This is a genomic window from Enterobacter sp. CFEC122 (genome assembly GCF_052983755.1).
The window spans coordinates 77,467-92,641 of record NZ_JBRIQR010000012.1 but is presented as its reverse complement, the minus strand read 5'-3'; the positions used below and the strand labels follow the sequence as shown (position 1 = coordinate 92,641).

Genomic DNA, 15,175 nt, shown 5'->3' with positions numbered 1-15,175 from the left:
TCAGTGCTTTTGTGGGTAGCGCAGAATGCTGAAATTTGGATTAAGGTTGACCCTTTATATTGCAGTGATGATTGAATCCCTGCGTATCGCTCAGACGTTATAAGATAATATTAACGGCGACAGTTAAACATATTTACGCTATTGACTGGCCAGCCTGCGGGTAGATATTTCAGCGCAAATGAATTATTCTGTCGGTGATTTATCTATTTACCCTAAACAAAAGGTTTTCAAATAATATGTCTTTGACGTTACAGAATCTTAATAATATCCGAACTCTGCGCGCCATGGCACGCGAATTATCCCTGGACGTTCTTGAGGAAATGCTGGAAAAAGTCAGGGTCGTTGCTGAAGAGAAACGTAGTGAGCTGGCGGAATTAGAGCAGCAGAGAGCCGAGCAGCAGGAGAAAATTAATGCTCTGCTGGAGCGGATGAAAGCCGATGGTATTTCACCGACCGATCTGCTGGGCTCTGAACTGGCGCAGACGGGTAAATCCACGAAAAAGCGTAAGCCGCGTGAAGCGAAATACCGCTTTATTGACCAGAACGGTGAAGAGAAAACATGGACCGGCCAGGGCCGTACGCCGAAGCCTATTGCCAGCGCGCTGGCAGAGGGGAAATCACTGGATGATTTTCTGATCTAATGCGTAAACCGGGCGGAACATACCGCCCGGCACTCTTTTCAGCAGACGCCGAAATCACCGTCTTCGGTATACGGCGCCAGCTCGGCGGCTTTCAGGGTATATTTCTCGCCTTGTTCATTGCTGGCCTGTACCGCCACCACGCTTTCACCGTTCACTTCGAGCACTTTCAGCTTCGGGCCGCCTTTACGCGGTTGTACATAATCACCGACAGAAAACATATTACCTCCTCATCGTTTTAGCGATCTTCACCTTAGCCCACGTATGACACCGGGTACAGCGTATTTCACCGATTACTGCTTATGAGGTACGCCGGTTCCAGGGCATCACCTTCAGCAGCCGCGCCATGCCGCAAAAACCGGTCACACCGGCGAACAGCAGCCCGGCCCCCACGAAGCCGCTGAGCAGGAAAAAGCCATCTGAGACGCTATAGCCCAGCACTACGCCGCAGAGAATGAGCAGCCCGGCAGCGATTTGCACCTGACGCATCAGCGGCAGCGGCTGGGTTTTGTCTTCGACTGTCTGCAGACCCGCCTGCTTCCAGCCCTGAATGCCTCCTTCGACCACAAATGCCTGAGCGGGGGCGGCAGCCTGCGCAAGGCGATCGGCATTGCCTGAGGTGCGGGCGCCAGACTGGCAGTGAAAAATCACCGTTTCACCCGCCTGCGTTTTAAGTCCGCCGGGTAAGGTATCCAGCGGCACGGACTGCGCGGCGGGAATATGCTCGCGGGCGTACTCGTCGGCATCACGAATATCAATCAGTTTTGCGCCATCGGCGATGCGGGCATTGGCCTCGCGCGGCGAAAGAAGGGGAAGTGACATGGCGGCTCCTTACGGGCAATAAAGGGTTTTCAGGGTGCTGATAAGCTGATGCACCGCGTCGTTTTTAATGAAATAGAGAATGCGCTGCGCCTCGCGGGTGCTGGCGATCAGGCCTTCCTCACGCATGCGCGCCAGATGCTGCGACGTGGCGGAAGGGCTAAGACCCGTCGCGCGGGCCAGCTCCCCCGCGCTGGTGCCGGGGGCGCCGCACAGCGTGCAGAGGATCAGCAGCCGACGCGGGTTGCTCATCGCTTTTAAAAGCGTTGCGGCCTGCTCTGCGCTGGCCTGAAGCTGTTCGAGTTCAGTCATAGTACTTTAGAGTTTGCTTAATTAAGGTAATGCTAAAGTACTTGCGCGCATTCCGCCAGCGTAAAAAGCGTAAAAAGCGTAAAAGAGGGTAAACGCGGAGCAGGGATCTGGCGCAGACAGGTAAACTGGCTATGCTTAGAAAGGGTTCTCTCTATTATTTTCAATGGATTAGCTTGCACGGAGTGTTAATATGGGTTTTTGGCGTATTGTTTTTACCATCCTGCTGCCGCCGCTGGGCGTGCTGTTGGGCAAAGGGCTTGGCTGGGCGTTTATCATCAACATTCTTCTGACGCTGCTGGGCTACTTCCCCGGCCTCATTCACGCGTTTTGGGTACAGAGCAAAAGCTAAGCGCGCCACAGTAAATCGCTATAGATATCGGTCAGCACCCCCGCTGGACCAAACTGCTGTTTGATCCAGCGCGTGACCTGGCCTGTCGCGGCATGCTGCGTGGCGAGCAGCATGCGCGAGTCCTGACGCGGGTTATTGATACGCCGCGTCACCAGCAGCCCGTCTTCCACCGCGTCCCGCGCCATATACTCCGGTAAAAAACCTATCCCCTCTCCCAGGATCTGACACTGGCATTTGGTATTAAAGTCCGGCACCAGAATCGCCTCCTGACCGTGCAGCAGCCAGCCCACCTTCTTGTTAATGGTGTGTGCGGTATCTTCCACCATGATGTTGGGATACAGGCGCAGCTGGCTCTCCGCTATCGGTTCCGGAACGAACGCCAGCGGATGCGCCGGCGCAATGGCAAACACCCAGCGGATGGCGCCGATCTCGGTGTAGTCAATTCCGCCGCCGTCGAGCAGCGTGTCCGGTGCGCCAATGGCGATATTGGCCTGGTTATTGATGATCGAATCCCACACGCCGTTATAGACCTCCGTGGTGACGGTGATCTGGCAGGTAGGAAACTGCTTTTTCAGCACCTGGAGCAGCCGCGCGGTATGGCGCGGCGTATATAACAGCTGGTTGATACAGATGCGCACCCGCGCCTCGATGCCCTGTGAAATGGTATCAATCCCGCGCTTGATGGCGTGGAAGTCGTTAAGCAGGTCGGTGGCTTTGCGGTAAAAGTAGAATCCGGACTCGGTCAGCTCAATGCTGCGCGTGTTACGCACAAACAGCACCACGTCCAGCCCGGTTTCCATGCGCTTGATGGTGTAACTGATGGCGGAGGTGGTGACGCCCAGCTCGGCAGCCGCCTTGCTGAAGCTGCCGAAGCGTGCGGCGGTGGTGAAGGCCAGCAGGTTCTCTTCGGTAAAGATGGAATTCATATCACAGCTTCCTCAGTCATCAGTTTTGAACATATTTTAACAACACCTTTACAACACATTTGAAGCCGATCACAGTTCTGACTTTTTACGCAGAGCCGCGTCATGCAAGGCTTTTTCAACCATAAGGATAATGCAGCCTGAGGCGCTAAAAAGCGGTTAAACATAAGAAAAAGGTTGCACGGACGCACGTTTTATCCCGACTGTTGAATTTATCTCAACAATGAATTCACTGTCGATGAATCATTTTTAAGCGGATTCTTTTATGACCAGGCTGTTGCTATTCTCGGGTCAAGAGCAATAAAACATCGGGAGTCTGAATATGTCTGCAACTGAACTGGTTACGGAATTTCTGCTGGCGGCAGAAGAGGGAAATAGCGATGCGCTAAAAGCCTGTCTGGAAAAAGGCGTGGATATTAACGCCACTAACCGCCAGAAAAGAACCGCCGTTACGATTGCCAGCCTGAAAAAACACTATTCCTGCGTGGCGTTATTAATTGCCGCCGGGGCAGATATTGATAAACAGGACCAGACCTGTTTTAACCCCTTCCTGATCAGCTGCCTGACGAACGATTTAACCCTCCTGCGGCTGGTATTACCCGCGAATCCGGATCTCGACCGCCTTACCCGCTTCGGCGGCGTGGGCATTACCCCTGCCAGTGAAAAAGGGCACGTAGAGATCGTGCGCGAGCTGCTGGAAAAAACCGACATTAACGTTAACCACACCAACTTTGTCGGCTGGACGCCGCTGCTGGAAGCCATTGTTTTAAACGACGGCGGTGCGAAACAGCAAGAGATTGTGAAGCTGCTGCTGGATCACGGCGCGAACCCGCACATGACCGACAAATACGGCAAAACCCCGCTCGAACTGGCGCGGGAGAAAGGCTTCTCTGAGATTGCCGACCTGCTGCTGGCGGCGGGCGCGTAAGACGACCGGTCAGCCCGTTCCGGCTGGCCGCTAATTTAAAAAAGCATTTTTACCGACGTGCATTTTGCGCGACGGCGGCCCCCTTTTATCCGTAAACAGGTGCAAATAATGCCAACGAAAATCGTGATTAAAAAGAATACGTATTTTGACTCCGTGTCATTAATGTCCGTTTCCACCAAAGCCAATAAATTGCCGGGCGTCGAGCAGGCCTTTGTCGCCATGGCGACGGAAATGAATAAGGGCGTATTAAAAAACCTCGGGCTGTTAACGCCGGAATTAAATGAGGCGAAAAACGGCGACCTGATGATCGTCATTAAAGGCGACGCGGCGAATGATGAAACCCTGGCGGCCATCGAAGCGCTGTTCACGCGTAAAGAGAGCGCGGGCTCCCATGAAGCGCGCTACGCGACGATTGCCAGCGCCAAAAAACATCGCCCGGAGAGCAACCTCGCGGTGATTTCCGTCAACGGCACCTTCGCTGCCCGCGAAGCGCGCCAGGCGCTGGAACACGATCTCAACGTGATGCTCTTCTCCGATAACGTGTCGCTCGACGACGAGCTGGCGCTGAAGCAGCTGGCGCACCAGAAAGGACTGCTGATGATGGGGCCGGACTGCGGCACCGCCATTATCAACGGCGCGGGATTGTGCTTCGCCAACGCGGTGCGTCGCGGGCCGATTGGCATCGTCGGCGCGTCCGGCACCGGCAGCCAGGAGCTGAGCGTGCGCATCCATGAATTCGGCGGCGGCGTGTCGCAGCTGATTGGCACCGGCGGGCGCGATCTTAGCGAGAAGATCGGCGGCCTGATGATGCTTGATGCCATCGGGATGCTGGAGGCCGACGAGGGCACAGAGGTGATTGCGCTGATCTCCAAGCCGCCGGCCCCCGCCGTGGCCGAAAAAGTGCTGGCCCGCGCGCGCGCCTGCCGCAAGCCCGTTGTCGTCTGTTTCCTTGGGCGCAATGAGCCGCCAGCAGATGAAGACGGGCTGCAGTTTGCGCGCGGCACCAAAGAGGCGGCCCTGAAGGCCGTCCTGCTCACCGGCATCAAAAAAGCGTCTCTGGACCTGCACCCGCTCAACTGGCCGCTGATTGAAGCGGTGCGCGCCCGCCTGACCCCGCAGCAGAAATACATTCGCGGCCTGTTCTGCGGCGGCACCCTGTGCGACGAGGCGATGTTTGCGGCGCTTGCGAAATTCGACGACGTTTACAGCAACATTCAGCCGGATCCGGCGAAGCGCCTGAGCGACATAAGCGTCAGTAAAGCCCATACCTTCCTCGACTTTGGCGACGATGAGTTCACCAACGGCAAGCCGCACCCGATGATCGACCCGACCAACCGCATCAGCCGCCTGCTGCAGGAAGCCCGCGATCCGGAAGTGGGGGTGATTGTGATGGACTTCGTGCTGGGCTTCGGCGCGCACGAGGATCCGGTCGGGGTGATGCTCGACGCCATCAAAGAGGCGCAGGCCATTGCGAAAGCCGATAACCGTCCGCTGGAGATCCTCGGCTACGTGCTGGGTACCGATCAGGATCCGCAGCAGCTGGCGCAGCAGTGCCAGCGGCTCACCGATGCCGGCGTCATCTGGGCCAGCAGCAGCACCAACACCGGATTACTGGCCCGTGAATTTGTCTGCAAAGGGGAGAAAGCATAATGACTATCTTATTTAACCAGCCGCTGGACGTGATTAACGTCGGCATCGCGATGTTCAGTGACGATCTCAAAAAACAGCACGTTCCCGTCACCCAGCTCGACTGGACGCCGCCGGGGCAGGGCAATATGCAGGTGGTGGAAGCGCTCGACCAGCTGGCGAAAAAACCGCTGGCGGAGAAGATCGCCGCCGCCAACCAAATCGCCCTGGAGCGCATTATTCAGTCCCATCCGGTGCTGGTGGGCTATGACCAGGCGATTAACGTTGTGCCGGGGATGACCCGCACCACCATTCTGCACGCCGGTCCGCCAGTCTCCTGGGAAAACATGTGCGGCGCGATGAAAGGCGCGGTCACCGGGGCGCTGGTGTTTGAAGGTCTGGCGAAAGATCTGGACGACGCGGCACGGCTTGCCGCCTCAGGGGAGATCGCCTTCTCGCCGTGCCACGAGCACGACTGCGTGGGCTCGATGGCGGGCGTCACCTCTGCGTCGATGTTTATGCACATTGTTGAGAACAAAACCTACGGCAACCGCGCCTTCACCAACCTCAGCGAGCAGATGGCGAAGATCCTGCGCATGGGGGCCAACGACCAGAGCGTGATCGATCGTCTGAACTGGATGCGCGACGTGCTCGGCCCGATGCTGCGCGACGCGATGAAGATTATCGGCGAAATCGACCTGCGCCTGATGCTGGCCCAGGCGCTGCACATGGGCGACGAGTGCCACAACCGCAACAATGCGGGCACCACGCTGCTGATCCAGGCGCTGACCCCGGGGTTGATCCAGGCGGGCTATCCGGTAGCGCAGCAGCGCGAGGTGTTCGAGTTTGTCGCCAGCAGCGACTACTTCTCCGGCCCGACGTGGATGGCGATGTGTAAAGCCGCGCTGGACGCCGCCCACGGCATTGAATACAGCACCGTGGTTACCACCATGGCGCGTAACGGCTACGAGTTCGGCCTGCGCGTTTCCGGCCTGCCGGGGCAGTGGTTCACCGGCCCGGCGCAGCAGGTGATTGGCCCGATGTTCGCGGGCTATAAGCCGGAGGATTCCGGGCTGGACATCGGCGACAGCGCGATCACCGAAACCTACGGCATCGGCGGCTTTGCGATGGCGACGGCCCCGGCAATCGTGGCGCTGGTGGGCGGCACGGTGGAGGAAGCCATCGACTTCTCCCGTCAGATGCGCGAAATCACCCTCGGTGAAAACCCGAACGTCACCATTCCGCTGCTCTCCTTTATGGGGATCCCGACCGCCATCGACATCACGAAGGTCGCGGGCAGCGGCATTCTGCCGGTCATCAATACCGCCATTGCCCACAAAGACGCGGGCATCGGCATGATAGGGGCGGGCATCGTTCACCCGCCGTTTAGCTGTTTTGAAAAGGCGCTGTTGACCTTCCGCGATCGCTACTTTTTATAAGGCATGCATCCATGAAAAACATGAAACTGGAGTGGAAAAGAGGTGACTGGGCGGCGTATTTCGGGTTGATGACCAACAACCTGACCAATCTGCTGACCATGATGGGGTTGCTCATTTTTGTCGTCGGCATCCCGAAGGAGATTGTTTATGGACGCATTGCGCCAGCCTTCGGGCTGGCGGTATTGGCCGCGAGTATTTGCTATGCGTGGTTCGGCATGCAGATGGCGCGCCAGACCGGGCGTACGGACGTCACCGCGCTGCCGTCCGGCCCCAGCGCGCCGTCCATTTTTACCGTGACCTTCCTGGTGCTGATGCCGGTCTATCAGCAAACGGGCGATGCGGAGTTCGCGATTCAGATTGGCCTGGTGTGGTGCTTCGTGGAGGCGATGATCCTGGCGGGCGGTTCGTTCCTCGGTGAAACCATCCGCAAGATGATCCCGCGCACCGTGCTGCTGTCGTGCCTCTCCGGCCTGGGCCTGCTGCTGCTGGCGATGAACCCGATGCTGCAGGCGTTCGAAGCGCCGACCGTGTCGTTCATCGTCCTGCTGCTGATCTTCATCAACTGGTTCGGTAAAAAGCCGATTTTCGCCAAAATCCCGACCGGTCTGCTGTTGCTGATTGCCGGTACGGCCCTGGCGTGGATCTCCGGTCTGCAAAGCCCGGAAGCGATCAAAGCCTCCATGTCATCGTTCGGCTTTAACCCGCCGCAGGTGCATGTGGAGGGCTTCCTGCAGGGCTTGCCGCATGCGCTGCCGTATCTGGCCTCTGCCGTGCCGCTGGGGCTGGCGAACTACATCTTTGACCTGGAGAACATCGAAAGCGCTCACGCGGCGGGGGATGAATACCCGACGCGTAAAGTCATGCTGGCGAACGGTCTGGCCTCCATGCTCGGCTGCCTGATGGGCAACCCGTTCCCGGTGACGGTTTACGTCGGCCACCCGGGCTGGAAAGCGATGGGCGCGAGCATCGGCTACACGCTGGCTTCCGGCGTGACCATGTTCATCGTGCCGCTGTTCGGGCTGGGAGCCTTTATGCTCGCCATCATCCCGATGACCGCCATCGTGCCGATTCTGGTGTTTATCGGCGTCGTCACCGCCAACCAGGTGGTGAGGGAGACGCCGAAAGTGGAAGTGCCGGTGATCTTCATCTGCCTGTTCCCGTGGATCGCCAACTGGGCGTTGACCATGATGAACAGCGTGATGGGGGCGGCGGGCACGAATGCAGCCAAAATCGGTACCGACGTGCTGCACAGCAAAGGGATCTACTACGAAGGACTCGTCCATCTGGGGAACGGGGCACCGCTCGCCAGTATGCTCTGGGGCTGTATCGTCATTTTCGCCATCATCAATAAACCGCTGCGCGGCGCCGTGGCTGCCGCGGGCGGGGCACTGCTGGCGCTGTTCGGGGTGATCCACGCGCCGGTGGTGGGCTTTGCCGAAGGCAGTTCGCTGATGTTCGTCACCGCGTATCTGATGATGGGCGGCATGTTTGTGGTGAAGCATTTTCTCGACAGCCGGGAAGTGACGAGCGCTGCGTCGGGTACTGTTGAGAAGGAACACGTATGAAAGAGCTTATGGTCGTTGCCATCGGCGGCAACAGCATTATCAAAGACAACGCCAGCCAGTCGATTGAACATCAGGCGCAGGCGGTTAAAGCGGTGGCAGAGTCGGTGCTCGAAATGCTGGCCTCCGACTATGACATCGTGCTCACCCACGGCAACGGTCCGCAGGTGGGGCTGGATCTGCGCCGCGCCGAAATCGCCCACGAGCGGGAAGGGCTCCCGCTGACCCCGCTGGCAAACTGCGTGGCGGACACCCAGGGCGGCATCGGCTACCTCATTCAGCAGGCGCTGAACAACCGCCTTGCCGCGCGCGGGGAGCAAAAAGCGGTCACGGTCGTCACGCAGGTGGAGGTGGATAAAAACGATCCCGGTTTCACGCACCCCACGAAGCCGATCGGCGCGTTCTTCAGCGAGGCGCAGCGCGACGAGCTGCAGCGTGCGCATCCGGACTGGCACTTTGTTGAGGATTCGGGCCGGGGCTATCGTCGCGTGGTGGCCTCCCCACAGCCGCTGCGCATTGTCGAGGCCGATGCGATCAAGACATTGACGCAAAAAGGCTTTGTGGTGATTGGCGCGGGCGGCGGCGGTATTCCGGTGGTGCGCACTGAGCAGGGCGATTACCAGAGCGTCGACGCGGTGATTGATAAAGATCTCTCCACCGCGCTGCTGGCGCGCGAGATCCGCGCCGACGTGCTGGTGATTACCACCGGCGTGGAGAAGGTGTGCGTCAACTTCGGCAAGCCAAACCAGCAGGCGCTGGACACGGTGAGCGTGGCGCAGATGACGCGCTACAAAGACGAGAGCCATTTCCCGGCGGGCAGCATGCTGCCCAAAATCGTCGCCTCGCTGGCGTTTTTACACCACGGCGGCAAGCGCGTGATTATCACCTCGCCGGACTGCCTGCCCGCCGCGCTGCGCGGAGAAACCGGTACCCATATTGTGACTGAAGGAAGATAAGATGAGTGAAAATAAAAGCCGCCGTGAATTCATCAGCCAGAGCGGCAAAATGGTGACCGCCTGCGCGCTGTTTGGCGCGACCGGTTCCGTCGCGTATGCTGCCGACTCCGCAAAACCAACCTGCGAGACGGGTAAACCGATGACCATCACCGCGAAACATTACTATCTGGACAACGTGCTGCTCGAAGCCGGGTTTAATTTTGACGGCAACGTGGCGACGAGCACCCGCACCGAGCTGAAAACGCTGGAGATCAAGGACGGGAAGATCGTCGCCCTGCGCGACAACAAGCGCCACGACGACGCCACGCTGCCGCACTACGATGCGGGCAACACGCTGATGCTCCCGGCAATGCGCGACATGCACATCCACCTGGATAAAACCTTTTACGGCGGCCCGTGGCGTTCCCTCAACCGCCCGGCGGGCACCACCATTCAGGATATGATCCGCCTGGAACAGAAGCTGCTGCCTGAGCTCCAGCCCTACACCCAGGAGCGTGCGGAAAAGCTGATCGACCTGATCCAGTCGAAAGGCTCCACCCTCGCCCGCAGCCATTGCAATATCGAGCCGACCTCCGGCCTGAAGAATCTCGAAAACCTGCAGGCGGTGCTGGCGCGCCGCAAGCCCGGATTTGACTGCGAGATCGTGGCGTTTCCGCAGCACGGGCTGCTGCTGTCGAATTCCGAAAAGCTGATGCGCGAAGCGATGCAGGCCGGGGCGCACTACGTGGGCGGGCTGGACCCGACCAACGTCGACGGGGCGATGGAGAAATCCCTCGATCTGATGTTCCAGATTGCGCTGGACTACGACAAAGGGGTGGATATTCACCTGCACGAAACCAGCCCGGCGGGCGTGGCGGCGGTGAACTACATGGTGGAAACCGTGGAGAAAACGCCGGAGCTGAAGGGAAAACTGACCATCAGCCACGCCTTCGCGCTGGCAACGCTCAACGAGCAGCAGGTGGATGAGATTGCCACCCGCATGGCGGCGCAGCAGGTGACTATCACCTCCACCGTGCCGATTGGCGCCCTGCATATGCCGCTGAAGCAGCTGCGGGACAAGGGCGTGTTTGTGATGACCGGCACCGACAGCGTAATCGACCACTGGTCACCGTACGGTCTGGGGGACATGCTGGAAAAAGCGAATCTCTACGCCCATCTCTACATCCGCCCGAACGAGCAGACGCTCTCCCGCGCGCTGGGAATTGCGACCGGCGACGTGCTGCCGCTGAACGACAAAGGCGAACGCGTGTGGCCGAAAGCGCAGGACGACGCCAGCTTTGTGCTGGTGAACGCCTCCTGTTCCGCCGAAGCCGTGGCGCGCATCTCCCCGCGCACCGCGACGTTCCATAAGGGCAATCTGGTCTGGGGTACGGTGGGCTAAAAGCGAGCCGGGTGGCGGCTTCGCCTTACCCGGCCTACTGAAACCCTCAAATCGTAGGCCGGGTAAGCGCAGCGCCACCCGGCAATGTTTTATACTGGCAGTCACATTATTAAAGAGGGATCTGCCATGGCACAAAACATCTACGACAACCCGGCGTTTTTCGAAGGCTACGCCCAGCTTCCGCGCTCGGTGCAGGGGCTGGACGGTGCGCCGGAGTGGCCCGTGCTTAAGGCCATGCTGCCGGATTTAACCGGTAAATCGGTTGTCGATCTCGGCTGCGGCTACGGCTGGTTCTGCCGCGCCGCGCGCGAACTGGGCGCCTCTGAGGTCACGGGCGTTGATATCTCCGAAAAGATGCTCGCCCGCGCAGCGGAGCTTACGGCGGATCCACAGATTCACTATCAGCGCAGCGATCTGGACGCTCTCAAGCTCGACGAAAGCAGCCTCGACCTCGTCTACAGCTCGCTGGCGCTGCACTACCTTCCGGAACTGGACACGTTATTCGCCAGGGTTCAGCGCGCGCTCAAGCCCGGCGGCAGCCTGGTCTTTTCCATGGAGCACCCGATTTACACCTGCGCCTCGCGTCAGGGCTGGCTGACCGACGATAACGGCGAGCGGTTCTGGGGCGTGAATCATTATCAGGACGAAGGCCAGCGCGTCAGCAACTGGCTGGCGGACGGGGTGATCAAATACCATCGTACGCTGGGCACCACGCTTAACGCGCTGATTAAAGCCGGATTAACGATAAGCAACGTCAACGAATGGGGGCCAACGCAGGCGCAGATTGACGCCTGGCCCGCGCTGGCCGAAGAGGCGGAGCGCCCGATGCTGGTGCTGATCGCCGCCCGCAAGGCTCAGTAGCCGACCTTGTACACCCGCCCGGTCTGCACGCCTTCCACGCTGCGACGATAGGCTTGCGCCACCGTGGCGGCAGGCACGCTTTCGAAGCCCGGGAAGAAGCCATCGTACGTGTCGACCGATTCGGTGAGCACCGTTGGGCTAATCAGGTTGATGCGGATCCCGCGCGGCAGTTCGCAGGCTGCGGCGCGAACAAACCCTTCCAGCGCCGCGTTCACCGTGGTGGCATTTACCCCCTGCGCAATCGGCTCGTGCGCCACGATCCCGCTTATCAACGTAATCGAGCCGCCTTCGTTCAGGTAGTGCTGGCCGGTCAGCGCCAGACGCACCTGTCCGAGCAGCTTATCCTGCAGGCCCTGGTTGAAGTCACTGTCCTTCATGGTCGCGAGTGGGCCGAAGTAGAGGCCGCCGCTGGCGGACACAATGGCATCCACCGGGCCGATTTTCTCAAACAGCGCCTGAACGCTCGCCTGCGAGGTGATATCCACCTGCTCGTCGCCCTGCGTGCGGCCCACGCGGATGACCTCGTGGCGACGACTCAGCTCATCCGTTACCGCACGACCGACCGTACCGCTGGCACCAATAATGACGATTTTCATAGCCGACTCCTTATGTTGTGAGCCTTCATTCTTTAATAAATTAAAAGTCGGATAAACTGGGCTAAAGTTAGAAGATTGCTAACCAGAGGTTTGGAATATGGATAAGCTTCGCAGCATGGAGACGTTTATTGCCGTGGTGGAAAGCGGCAGCTTCACCGGCGCGGCGGCACGGCTGGAGATGTCGGCGGTGATGGTGGGCAAATACGTTGCGCTGCTGGAAGCACAGCTGGGCACCCGACTGCTGGAGCGTAACACGCGCCGCCAGAGCCTGACGGATGCCGGACGCGTCTATTTTGAAGAAGCCCGACGGGTTCTGGAGCAGGTGTCGATTGCCGAAAGCGCGGTTGAACGGCTGCGTGCCACCCCCGCAGGAACCCTGCGCGTCACGGCGCCTACGTCGTTTGGCGGCTGCGCGATCGCCCCGCTGACGGCAACCTTTTTGCAGCGCTACCCGGAGGTACGCATCGAGCTGGATCTGACTAACCGGATGGTCGATCTGGTGGAAGAGGGCGTCGATCTGGCCATTCGCATTGGCGACATTCACAACGACGATCTGGTGGCGAAATACCTGTGCCCCTACAACATGGTGATCTGTGCCGCGCCGGACTATTTAGCGCAACACGGCACGCCGCAAACGCCAGACGATCTGGTGGATCACCTCTGTCTTTCGCACACGGTGTGGACCGCGCGCAACGAGTGGCGGCTGCCGGGCGTGGAAGGGGAGGTGCGCTGGAAACGCGATGCTGTATTAAGGTGTAACGACGGCTATGGCTTACGCATGGCGGCGCGCGCGGGGGCGGGGCTGTTGCTGCAGCCGGAGGTGCTGGTGGCGGAAGAGCTGGCAAGCGGCAGGCTGGTTCGGGTAATGGAACCGTTCACGCCCGCGCCGAGGCCGGTGCATTTACTGTGGCGTCAGGATTTGCGGCCGCTGCCTAAGCTGACGGAATTTATTGCCCATATTCTGCTAAGATTGGGCACAATATAAAAAAAGAAGGTAATCAAAGAATGTCTGCAAACAAACTCGCCCGCAGCGCGCAGGGCCTGCAATCCTCTGCCATCCGTGAATTATTAAAACATAGCAAAATGGCGGGCGTGATTTCGCTGGGTGGGGGTATCCCAAACCCGGACCTGTTCGATCGCGAAGGGCTGAAAATTGCCTCTGATGCCGTCTTATCGCAGCATTTTGGGGAAGCATTCCAGTATGGCCTGACGGAAGGCGTGCCGGGGCTGCGCGAGGAAATTAAACGCATCTGCGAGGGGCGCGGCATCACCTGTAAGGCCGATGATGTCGTCATTACCTCCGGCTCTCAACAATCTCTGGACGTGCTGGCGCGCGCGTTAATGAATCCGGGCGATACGGTTGTCGTTGAGCGTCCAACCTATCTTGCTGCGCTGCAGGTCTTTGGCCTGGCGCAGGCCAACTTTGAATCCGTCGGCACCGACGGTGACGGCATGAAGGTCGATGAACTTGAGGCGTTGGTGGCAAAGAAAACCATCAAAGCGGTCTATATCGTTCCAACCTTTGGTAACCCAGGTGGCGTTACGCTGTCTGAGGCGCGCCGTAAACAGCTGGTGGCACTCTCGAAGCGCTATGACTTCGTGATTATCGAAGACGATCCGTACAGCGAAATTAACTATACCGATGACGTCTTCCGCCCGTTAATTGCCCATGCCAAAGATATCGGCAACGAAGAGAACGTGGTGTATACCTCCACCTTCTCTAAAATCCTCGCGCCGGGTACCCGCGTGGGCTGGGTGGTGGTACCGGAGTGGCTGAAGCGCGCGGTGGTGAACCTTAAGCAAACCACCGATCTGCACACCAGCACGCTGTCGCAGCTGATGACATACGAGTACCTGAAGACCGGCCGTCTGGCCGATCAGATTAAAACGATCCGCGAGGCCTATCGCCAGAAATACCGGACGTTCGCCACGGAGCTGGAAGCCGAGCTGGGCGACGTGATGTCGTTCCACAAGCCGAAGGGCGGCATGTTCCTGTGGGCGAAAATGAACAACGGCATGAACACTACCCGCTGGCTGGAAAAAACCTTAAGCAACGGCGTGGTCTTTGTGCCGGGCGAATTTTTCTACTGCAACGAGCCGGACCAGACAACGCTGCGCATGTCATTCGTCACCCCAACGGATGAGCAGCTGATAGAAGCGGTTCGACGCCTGAAAAAATCGCTGTAAAAGACCTGCGCATAACGGTGGTTTTGCCGTTATGCGCAATACGCGTTCAGGGCGGCACGGGCCGCAATCGTCCATGGAGAACTCCATGTTTGAATTTCTGATCGGTGTTGTGAAGCACACGCCCGTCTGGGTGTGGGTGCTGTTTATCTTCCTTATCTCCCGCGGCCTTAAAGCCCGACGGCCCGCCACCGTGACGCTGGAGCGGCTTGCCATTATTCCGGGCATCTTTCTTATCTGGGATATTTACGATCTGATAGTCTATCGCACGCTGACTCCCGGGACTGTTGCATTGTGGACGGCGGGGATCCTTGCCGGTGCCGCGCTGGGGTATGTCCTGATTAAGCAGGCTGTGATTACCCGCGCAGAGGCGCCGCGCAGCCTTTACCGCCAGGCCGACTACACCGCGCTGCCGTTTATGATGCTGGCGTTCGGGGTGAAGTATGTGCTGGGCGTGATGAGCGCGGTCTCTCCCCAGACGATGCAGCAGCCCGCCATGAGCGCGCTGGCGATCGTCTCCGGCGGCATGTTTGCCGGCGTCTTTATCGGGAAATTTGCGCGCTATGTTGGAGTGTATGTCGCCAGGGTTCCGGTCTGATGC

17 protein-coding genes are annotated in these 15,175 nt (G+C 58.9%); 12 read left to right on the top strand and 5 right to left on the bottom strand.

Annotated features, from left to right (window positions below; all coding sequences use genetic code 11):
• The first annotated feature begins 236 nt into the window (after nt 1–236).
• Nucleotides 237–641, top strand: coding sequence for a DNA-binding protein StpA (gene stpA, locus ACVCAM_RS10715; RefSeq protein ID WP_008502566.1), 405 nt, complete (start codon nt 237–239; stop codon nt 639–641).
• A 38-nt stretch (nt 642–679) separates the two neighbouring features.
• Here stpA and ACVCAM_RS10710 read toward each other — a convergent pair whose 3' ends face one another.
• The 3 genes from ACVCAM_RS10710 to ACVCAM_RS10700 all read right to left on the bottom strand — a co-directional run bounded on the left by ACVCAM_RS10710 (nt 680) and on the right by ACVCAM_RS10700 (nt 1,769).
• Nucleotides 680–859, bottom strand: a complete 180-nt coding sequence (locus ACVCAM_RS10710; protein WP_008502565.1) for a hypothetical protein — start codon at nt 857–859, stop codon at nt 680–682.
• Between the two features lie 79 nt (nt 860–938).
• The gene (locus ACVCAM_RS10705) at nt 939–1,460 is read right to left on the bottom strand and encodes a rhodanese family protein (RefSeq protein ID WP_021241967.1); all 522 of its coding nucleotides are present in this window, start codon (nt 1,458–1,460) and stop codon (nt 939–941) included.
• A gap of 9 nt (nt 1,461–1,469) precedes the next feature.
• Nucleotides 1,470–1,769 carry an ArsR/SmtB family transcription factor gene (locus ACVCAM_RS10700; RefSeq protein WP_008502563.1) on the bottom strand — a complete coding sequence of 100 codons (300 nt, stop codon included), beginning with the start codon at nt 1,767–1,769 and terminating at the stop codon, nt 1,470–1,472.
• A gap of 190 nt (nt 1,770–1,959) precedes the next feature.
• On the opposite strand from ACVCAM_RS10700, the gene ACVCAM_RS10695 reads away from it, so the two are divergent.
• On the top strand, nt 1,960–2,118 hold the full coding sequence (locus tag ACVCAM_RS10695; protein ID WP_008502562.1) for a YqaE/Pmp3 family membrane protein: 159 nt from the start codon (nt 1,960–1,962) through the stop codon (nt 2,116–2,118).
• Here the strand turns inward: ACVCAM_RS10695 and ACVCAM_RS10690 are convergent.
• On the bottom strand, nt 2,115–3,044 hold the full coding sequence (locus ACVCAM_RS10690; protein WP_008502561.1) for a LysR substrate-binding domain-containing protein: 930 nt from the start codon (nt 3,042–3,044) through the stop codon (nt 2,115–2,117). The genes ACVCAM_RS10695 and ACVCAM_RS10690 overlap by 4 nt on opposite strands.
• Before the next feature lie 319 nt (nt 3,045–3,363).
• On the opposite strand from ACVCAM_RS10690, the gene ACVCAM_RS10685 reads away from it, so the two are divergent.
• From ACVCAM_RS10685 to ACVCAM_RS10655, 7 genes are all read left to right on the top strand, one after another.
• The gene (locus ACVCAM_RS10685; protein ID WP_021241968.1) at nt 3,364–3,969 is read left to right on the top strand and encodes an ankyrin repeat domain-containing protein; all 606 of its coding nucleotides are present in this window, start codon (nt 3,364–3,366) and stop codon (nt 3,967–3,969) included.
• A gap of 108 nt (nt 3,970–4,077) precedes the next feature.
• Nucleotides 4,078–5,619, top strand: a complete 1,542-nt coding sequence (fdrA, locus tag ACVCAM_RS10680; RefSeq protein ID WP_407223609.1) for an acyl-CoA synthetase FdrA — start codon at nt 4,078–4,080, stop codon at nt 5,617–5,619.
• Complete coding sequence (locus ACVCAM_RS10675) at nt 5,619–7,034, top strand: YlbE family protein (RefSeq protein WP_407223608.1); 1,416 nt, start codon at nt 5,619–5,621, stop codon at nt 7,032–7,034. Before fdrA ends, ACVCAM_RS10675 begins: the two co-directional genes overlap by 1 nt.
• Nucleotides 7,035–7,045: 11 nt before the next feature.
• Nucleotides 7,046–8,599, top strand: a complete 1,554-nt coding sequence (locus tag ACVCAM_RS10670) for a xanthine permease (protein WP_447093592.1) — start codon at nt 7,046–7,048, stop codon at nt 8,597–8,599.
• Nucleotides 8,596–9,552 carry a carbamate kinase family protein gene (locus tag ACVCAM_RS10665; RefSeq protein ID WP_407223607.1) on the top strand — a complete coding sequence of 319 codons (957 nt, stop codon included), beginning with the start codon at nt 8,596–8,598 and terminating at the stop codon, nt 9,550–9,552. The genes ACVCAM_RS10670 and ACVCAM_RS10665 overlap by 4 nt, the downstream gene beginning before the upstream one ends.
• Before the next feature lies 1 nt (nt 9,553).
• A complete protein-coding gene (locus tag ACVCAM_RS10660) occupies nt 9,554–10,933 on the top strand; it encodes an amidohydrolase family protein (RefSeq protein WP_407223606.1) in 1,380 nt (459 codons plus the stop codon).
• Nucleotides 10,934–11,059: 126 nt separating this feature from the next.
• The gene (locus ACVCAM_RS10655) at nt 11,060–11,794 is read left to right on the top strand and encodes a class I SAM-dependent methyltransferase (protein ID WP_407223605.1); all 735 of its coding nucleotides are present in this window, start codon (nt 11,060–11,062) and stop codon (nt 11,792–11,794) included.
• Here the strand turns inward: ACVCAM_RS10655 and ACVCAM_RS10650 are convergent.
• Complete coding sequence (locus ACVCAM_RS10650) at nt 11,788–12,390, bottom strand: short chain dehydrogenase (protein ID WP_008502553.1); 603 nt, start codon at nt 12,388–12,390, stop codon at nt 11,788–11,790. The two genes, ACVCAM_RS10655 and ACVCAM_RS10650, sit on opposite strands and share 7 nt — an antisense overlap.
• Before the next feature lie 97 nt (nt 12,391–12,487).
• Between ACVCAM_RS10650 and ACVCAM_RS10645 the strand changes: the two genes are divergently transcribed.
• From ACVCAM_RS10645 to ACVCAM_RS10635, 3 genes are all read left to right on the top strand, one after another.
• Complete coding sequence (locus ACVCAM_RS10645) at nt 12,488–13,375, top strand: LysR family transcriptional regulator (protein WP_023294388.1); 888 nt, start codon at nt 12,488–12,490, stop codon at nt 13,373–13,375.
• 20 nt (nt 13,376–13,395) lie between these two features.
• A complete protein-coding gene (locus tag ACVCAM_RS10640; protein WP_008502551.1) occupies nt 13,396–14,577 on the top strand; it encodes an aminotransferase-like domain-containing protein in 1,182 nt (393 codons plus the stop codon).
• A gap of 85 nt (nt 14,578–14,662) precedes the next feature.
• Nucleotides 14,663–15,172 (top strand): DUF6622 family protein, encoded by a 510-nt coding sequence (locus tag ACVCAM_RS10635; protein WP_025912358.1) that lies wholly within the window; start codon nt 14,663–14,665, stop codon nt 15,170–15,172.
• Nucleotides 15,173–15,175 lie beyond the last annotated feature (3 nt).

Excerpts from the sequence above, each read along its gene's own strand:
- stpA (WP_008502566.1), top strand. The coding sequence starts at position 237 with ATGTCTTTGACGTTACAGAATCTTAATAATATCCGAACTCTGCGCGCC.
- ACVCAM_RS10710 (WP_008502565.1), bottom strand. The coding sequence starts at position 859 with ATGTTTTCTGTCGGTGATTATGTACAACCGCGTAAAGGCGGCCCGAAG.
- ACVCAM_RS10705 (WP_021241967.1), bottom strand. The coding sequence starts at position 1,460 with ATGTCACTTCCCCTTCTTTCGCCGCGCGAGGCCAATGCCCGCATCGCC.
- ACVCAM_RS10700 (WP_008502563.1), bottom strand. The coding sequence starts at position 1,769 with ATGACTGAACTCGAACAGCTTCAGGCCAGCGCAGAGCAGGCCGCAACG.
- ACVCAM_RS10695 (WP_008502562.1), top strand. The coding sequence starts at position 1,960 with ATGGGTTTTTGGCGTATTGTTTTTACCATCCTGCTGCCGCCGCTGGGC.
- ACVCAM_RS10690 (WP_008502561.1), bottom strand. The coding sequence starts at position 3,044 with ATGAATTCCATCTTTACCGAAGAGAACCTGCTGGCCTTCACCACCGCC.
- ACVCAM_RS10685 (WP_021241968.1), top strand. The coding sequence starts at position 3,364 with ATGTCTGCAACTGAACTGGTTACGGAATTTCTGCTGGCGGCAGAAGAG.
- fdrA (WP_407223609.1), top strand. The coding sequence starts at position 4,078 with ATGCCAACGAAAATCGTGATTAAAAAGAATACGTATTTTGACTCCGTG.
- ACVCAM_RS10675 (WP_407223608.1), top strand. The coding sequence starts at position 5,619 with ATGACTATCTTATTTAACCAGCCGCTGGACGTGATTAACGTCGGCATC.
- ACVCAM_RS10670 (WP_447093592.1), top strand. The coding sequence starts at position 7,046 with ATGAAAAACATGAAACTGGAGTGGAAAAGAGGTGACTGGGCGGCGTAT.
- ACVCAM_RS10665 (WP_407223607.1), top strand. The coding sequence starts at position 8,596 with ATGAAAGAGCTTATGGTCGTTGCCATCGGCGGCAACAGCATTATCAAA.
- ACVCAM_RS10660 (WP_407223606.1), top strand. The coding sequence starts at position 9,554 with ATGAGTGAAAATAAAAGCCGCCGTGAATTCATCAGCCAGAGCGGCAAA.
- ACVCAM_RS10655 (WP_407223605.1), top strand. The coding sequence starts at position 11,060 with ATGGCACAAAACATCTACGACAACCCGGCGTTTTTCGAAGGCTACGCC.
- ACVCAM_RS10650 (WP_008502553.1), bottom strand. The coding sequence starts at position 12,390 with ATGAAAATCGTCATTATTGGTGCCAGCGGTACGGTCGGTCGTGCGGTA.
- ACVCAM_RS10645 (WP_023294388.1), top strand. The coding sequence starts at position 12,488 with ATGGATAAGCTTCGCAGCATGGAGACGTTTATTGCCGTGGTGGAAAGC.
- ACVCAM_RS10640 (WP_008502551.1), top strand. The coding sequence starts at position 13,396 with ATGTCTGCAAACAAACTCGCCCGCAGCGCGCAGGGCCTGCAATCCTCT.
- ACVCAM_RS10635 (WP_025912358.1), top strand. The coding sequence starts at position 14,663 with ATGTTTGAATTTCTGATCGGTGTTGTGAAGCACACGCCCGTCTGGGTG.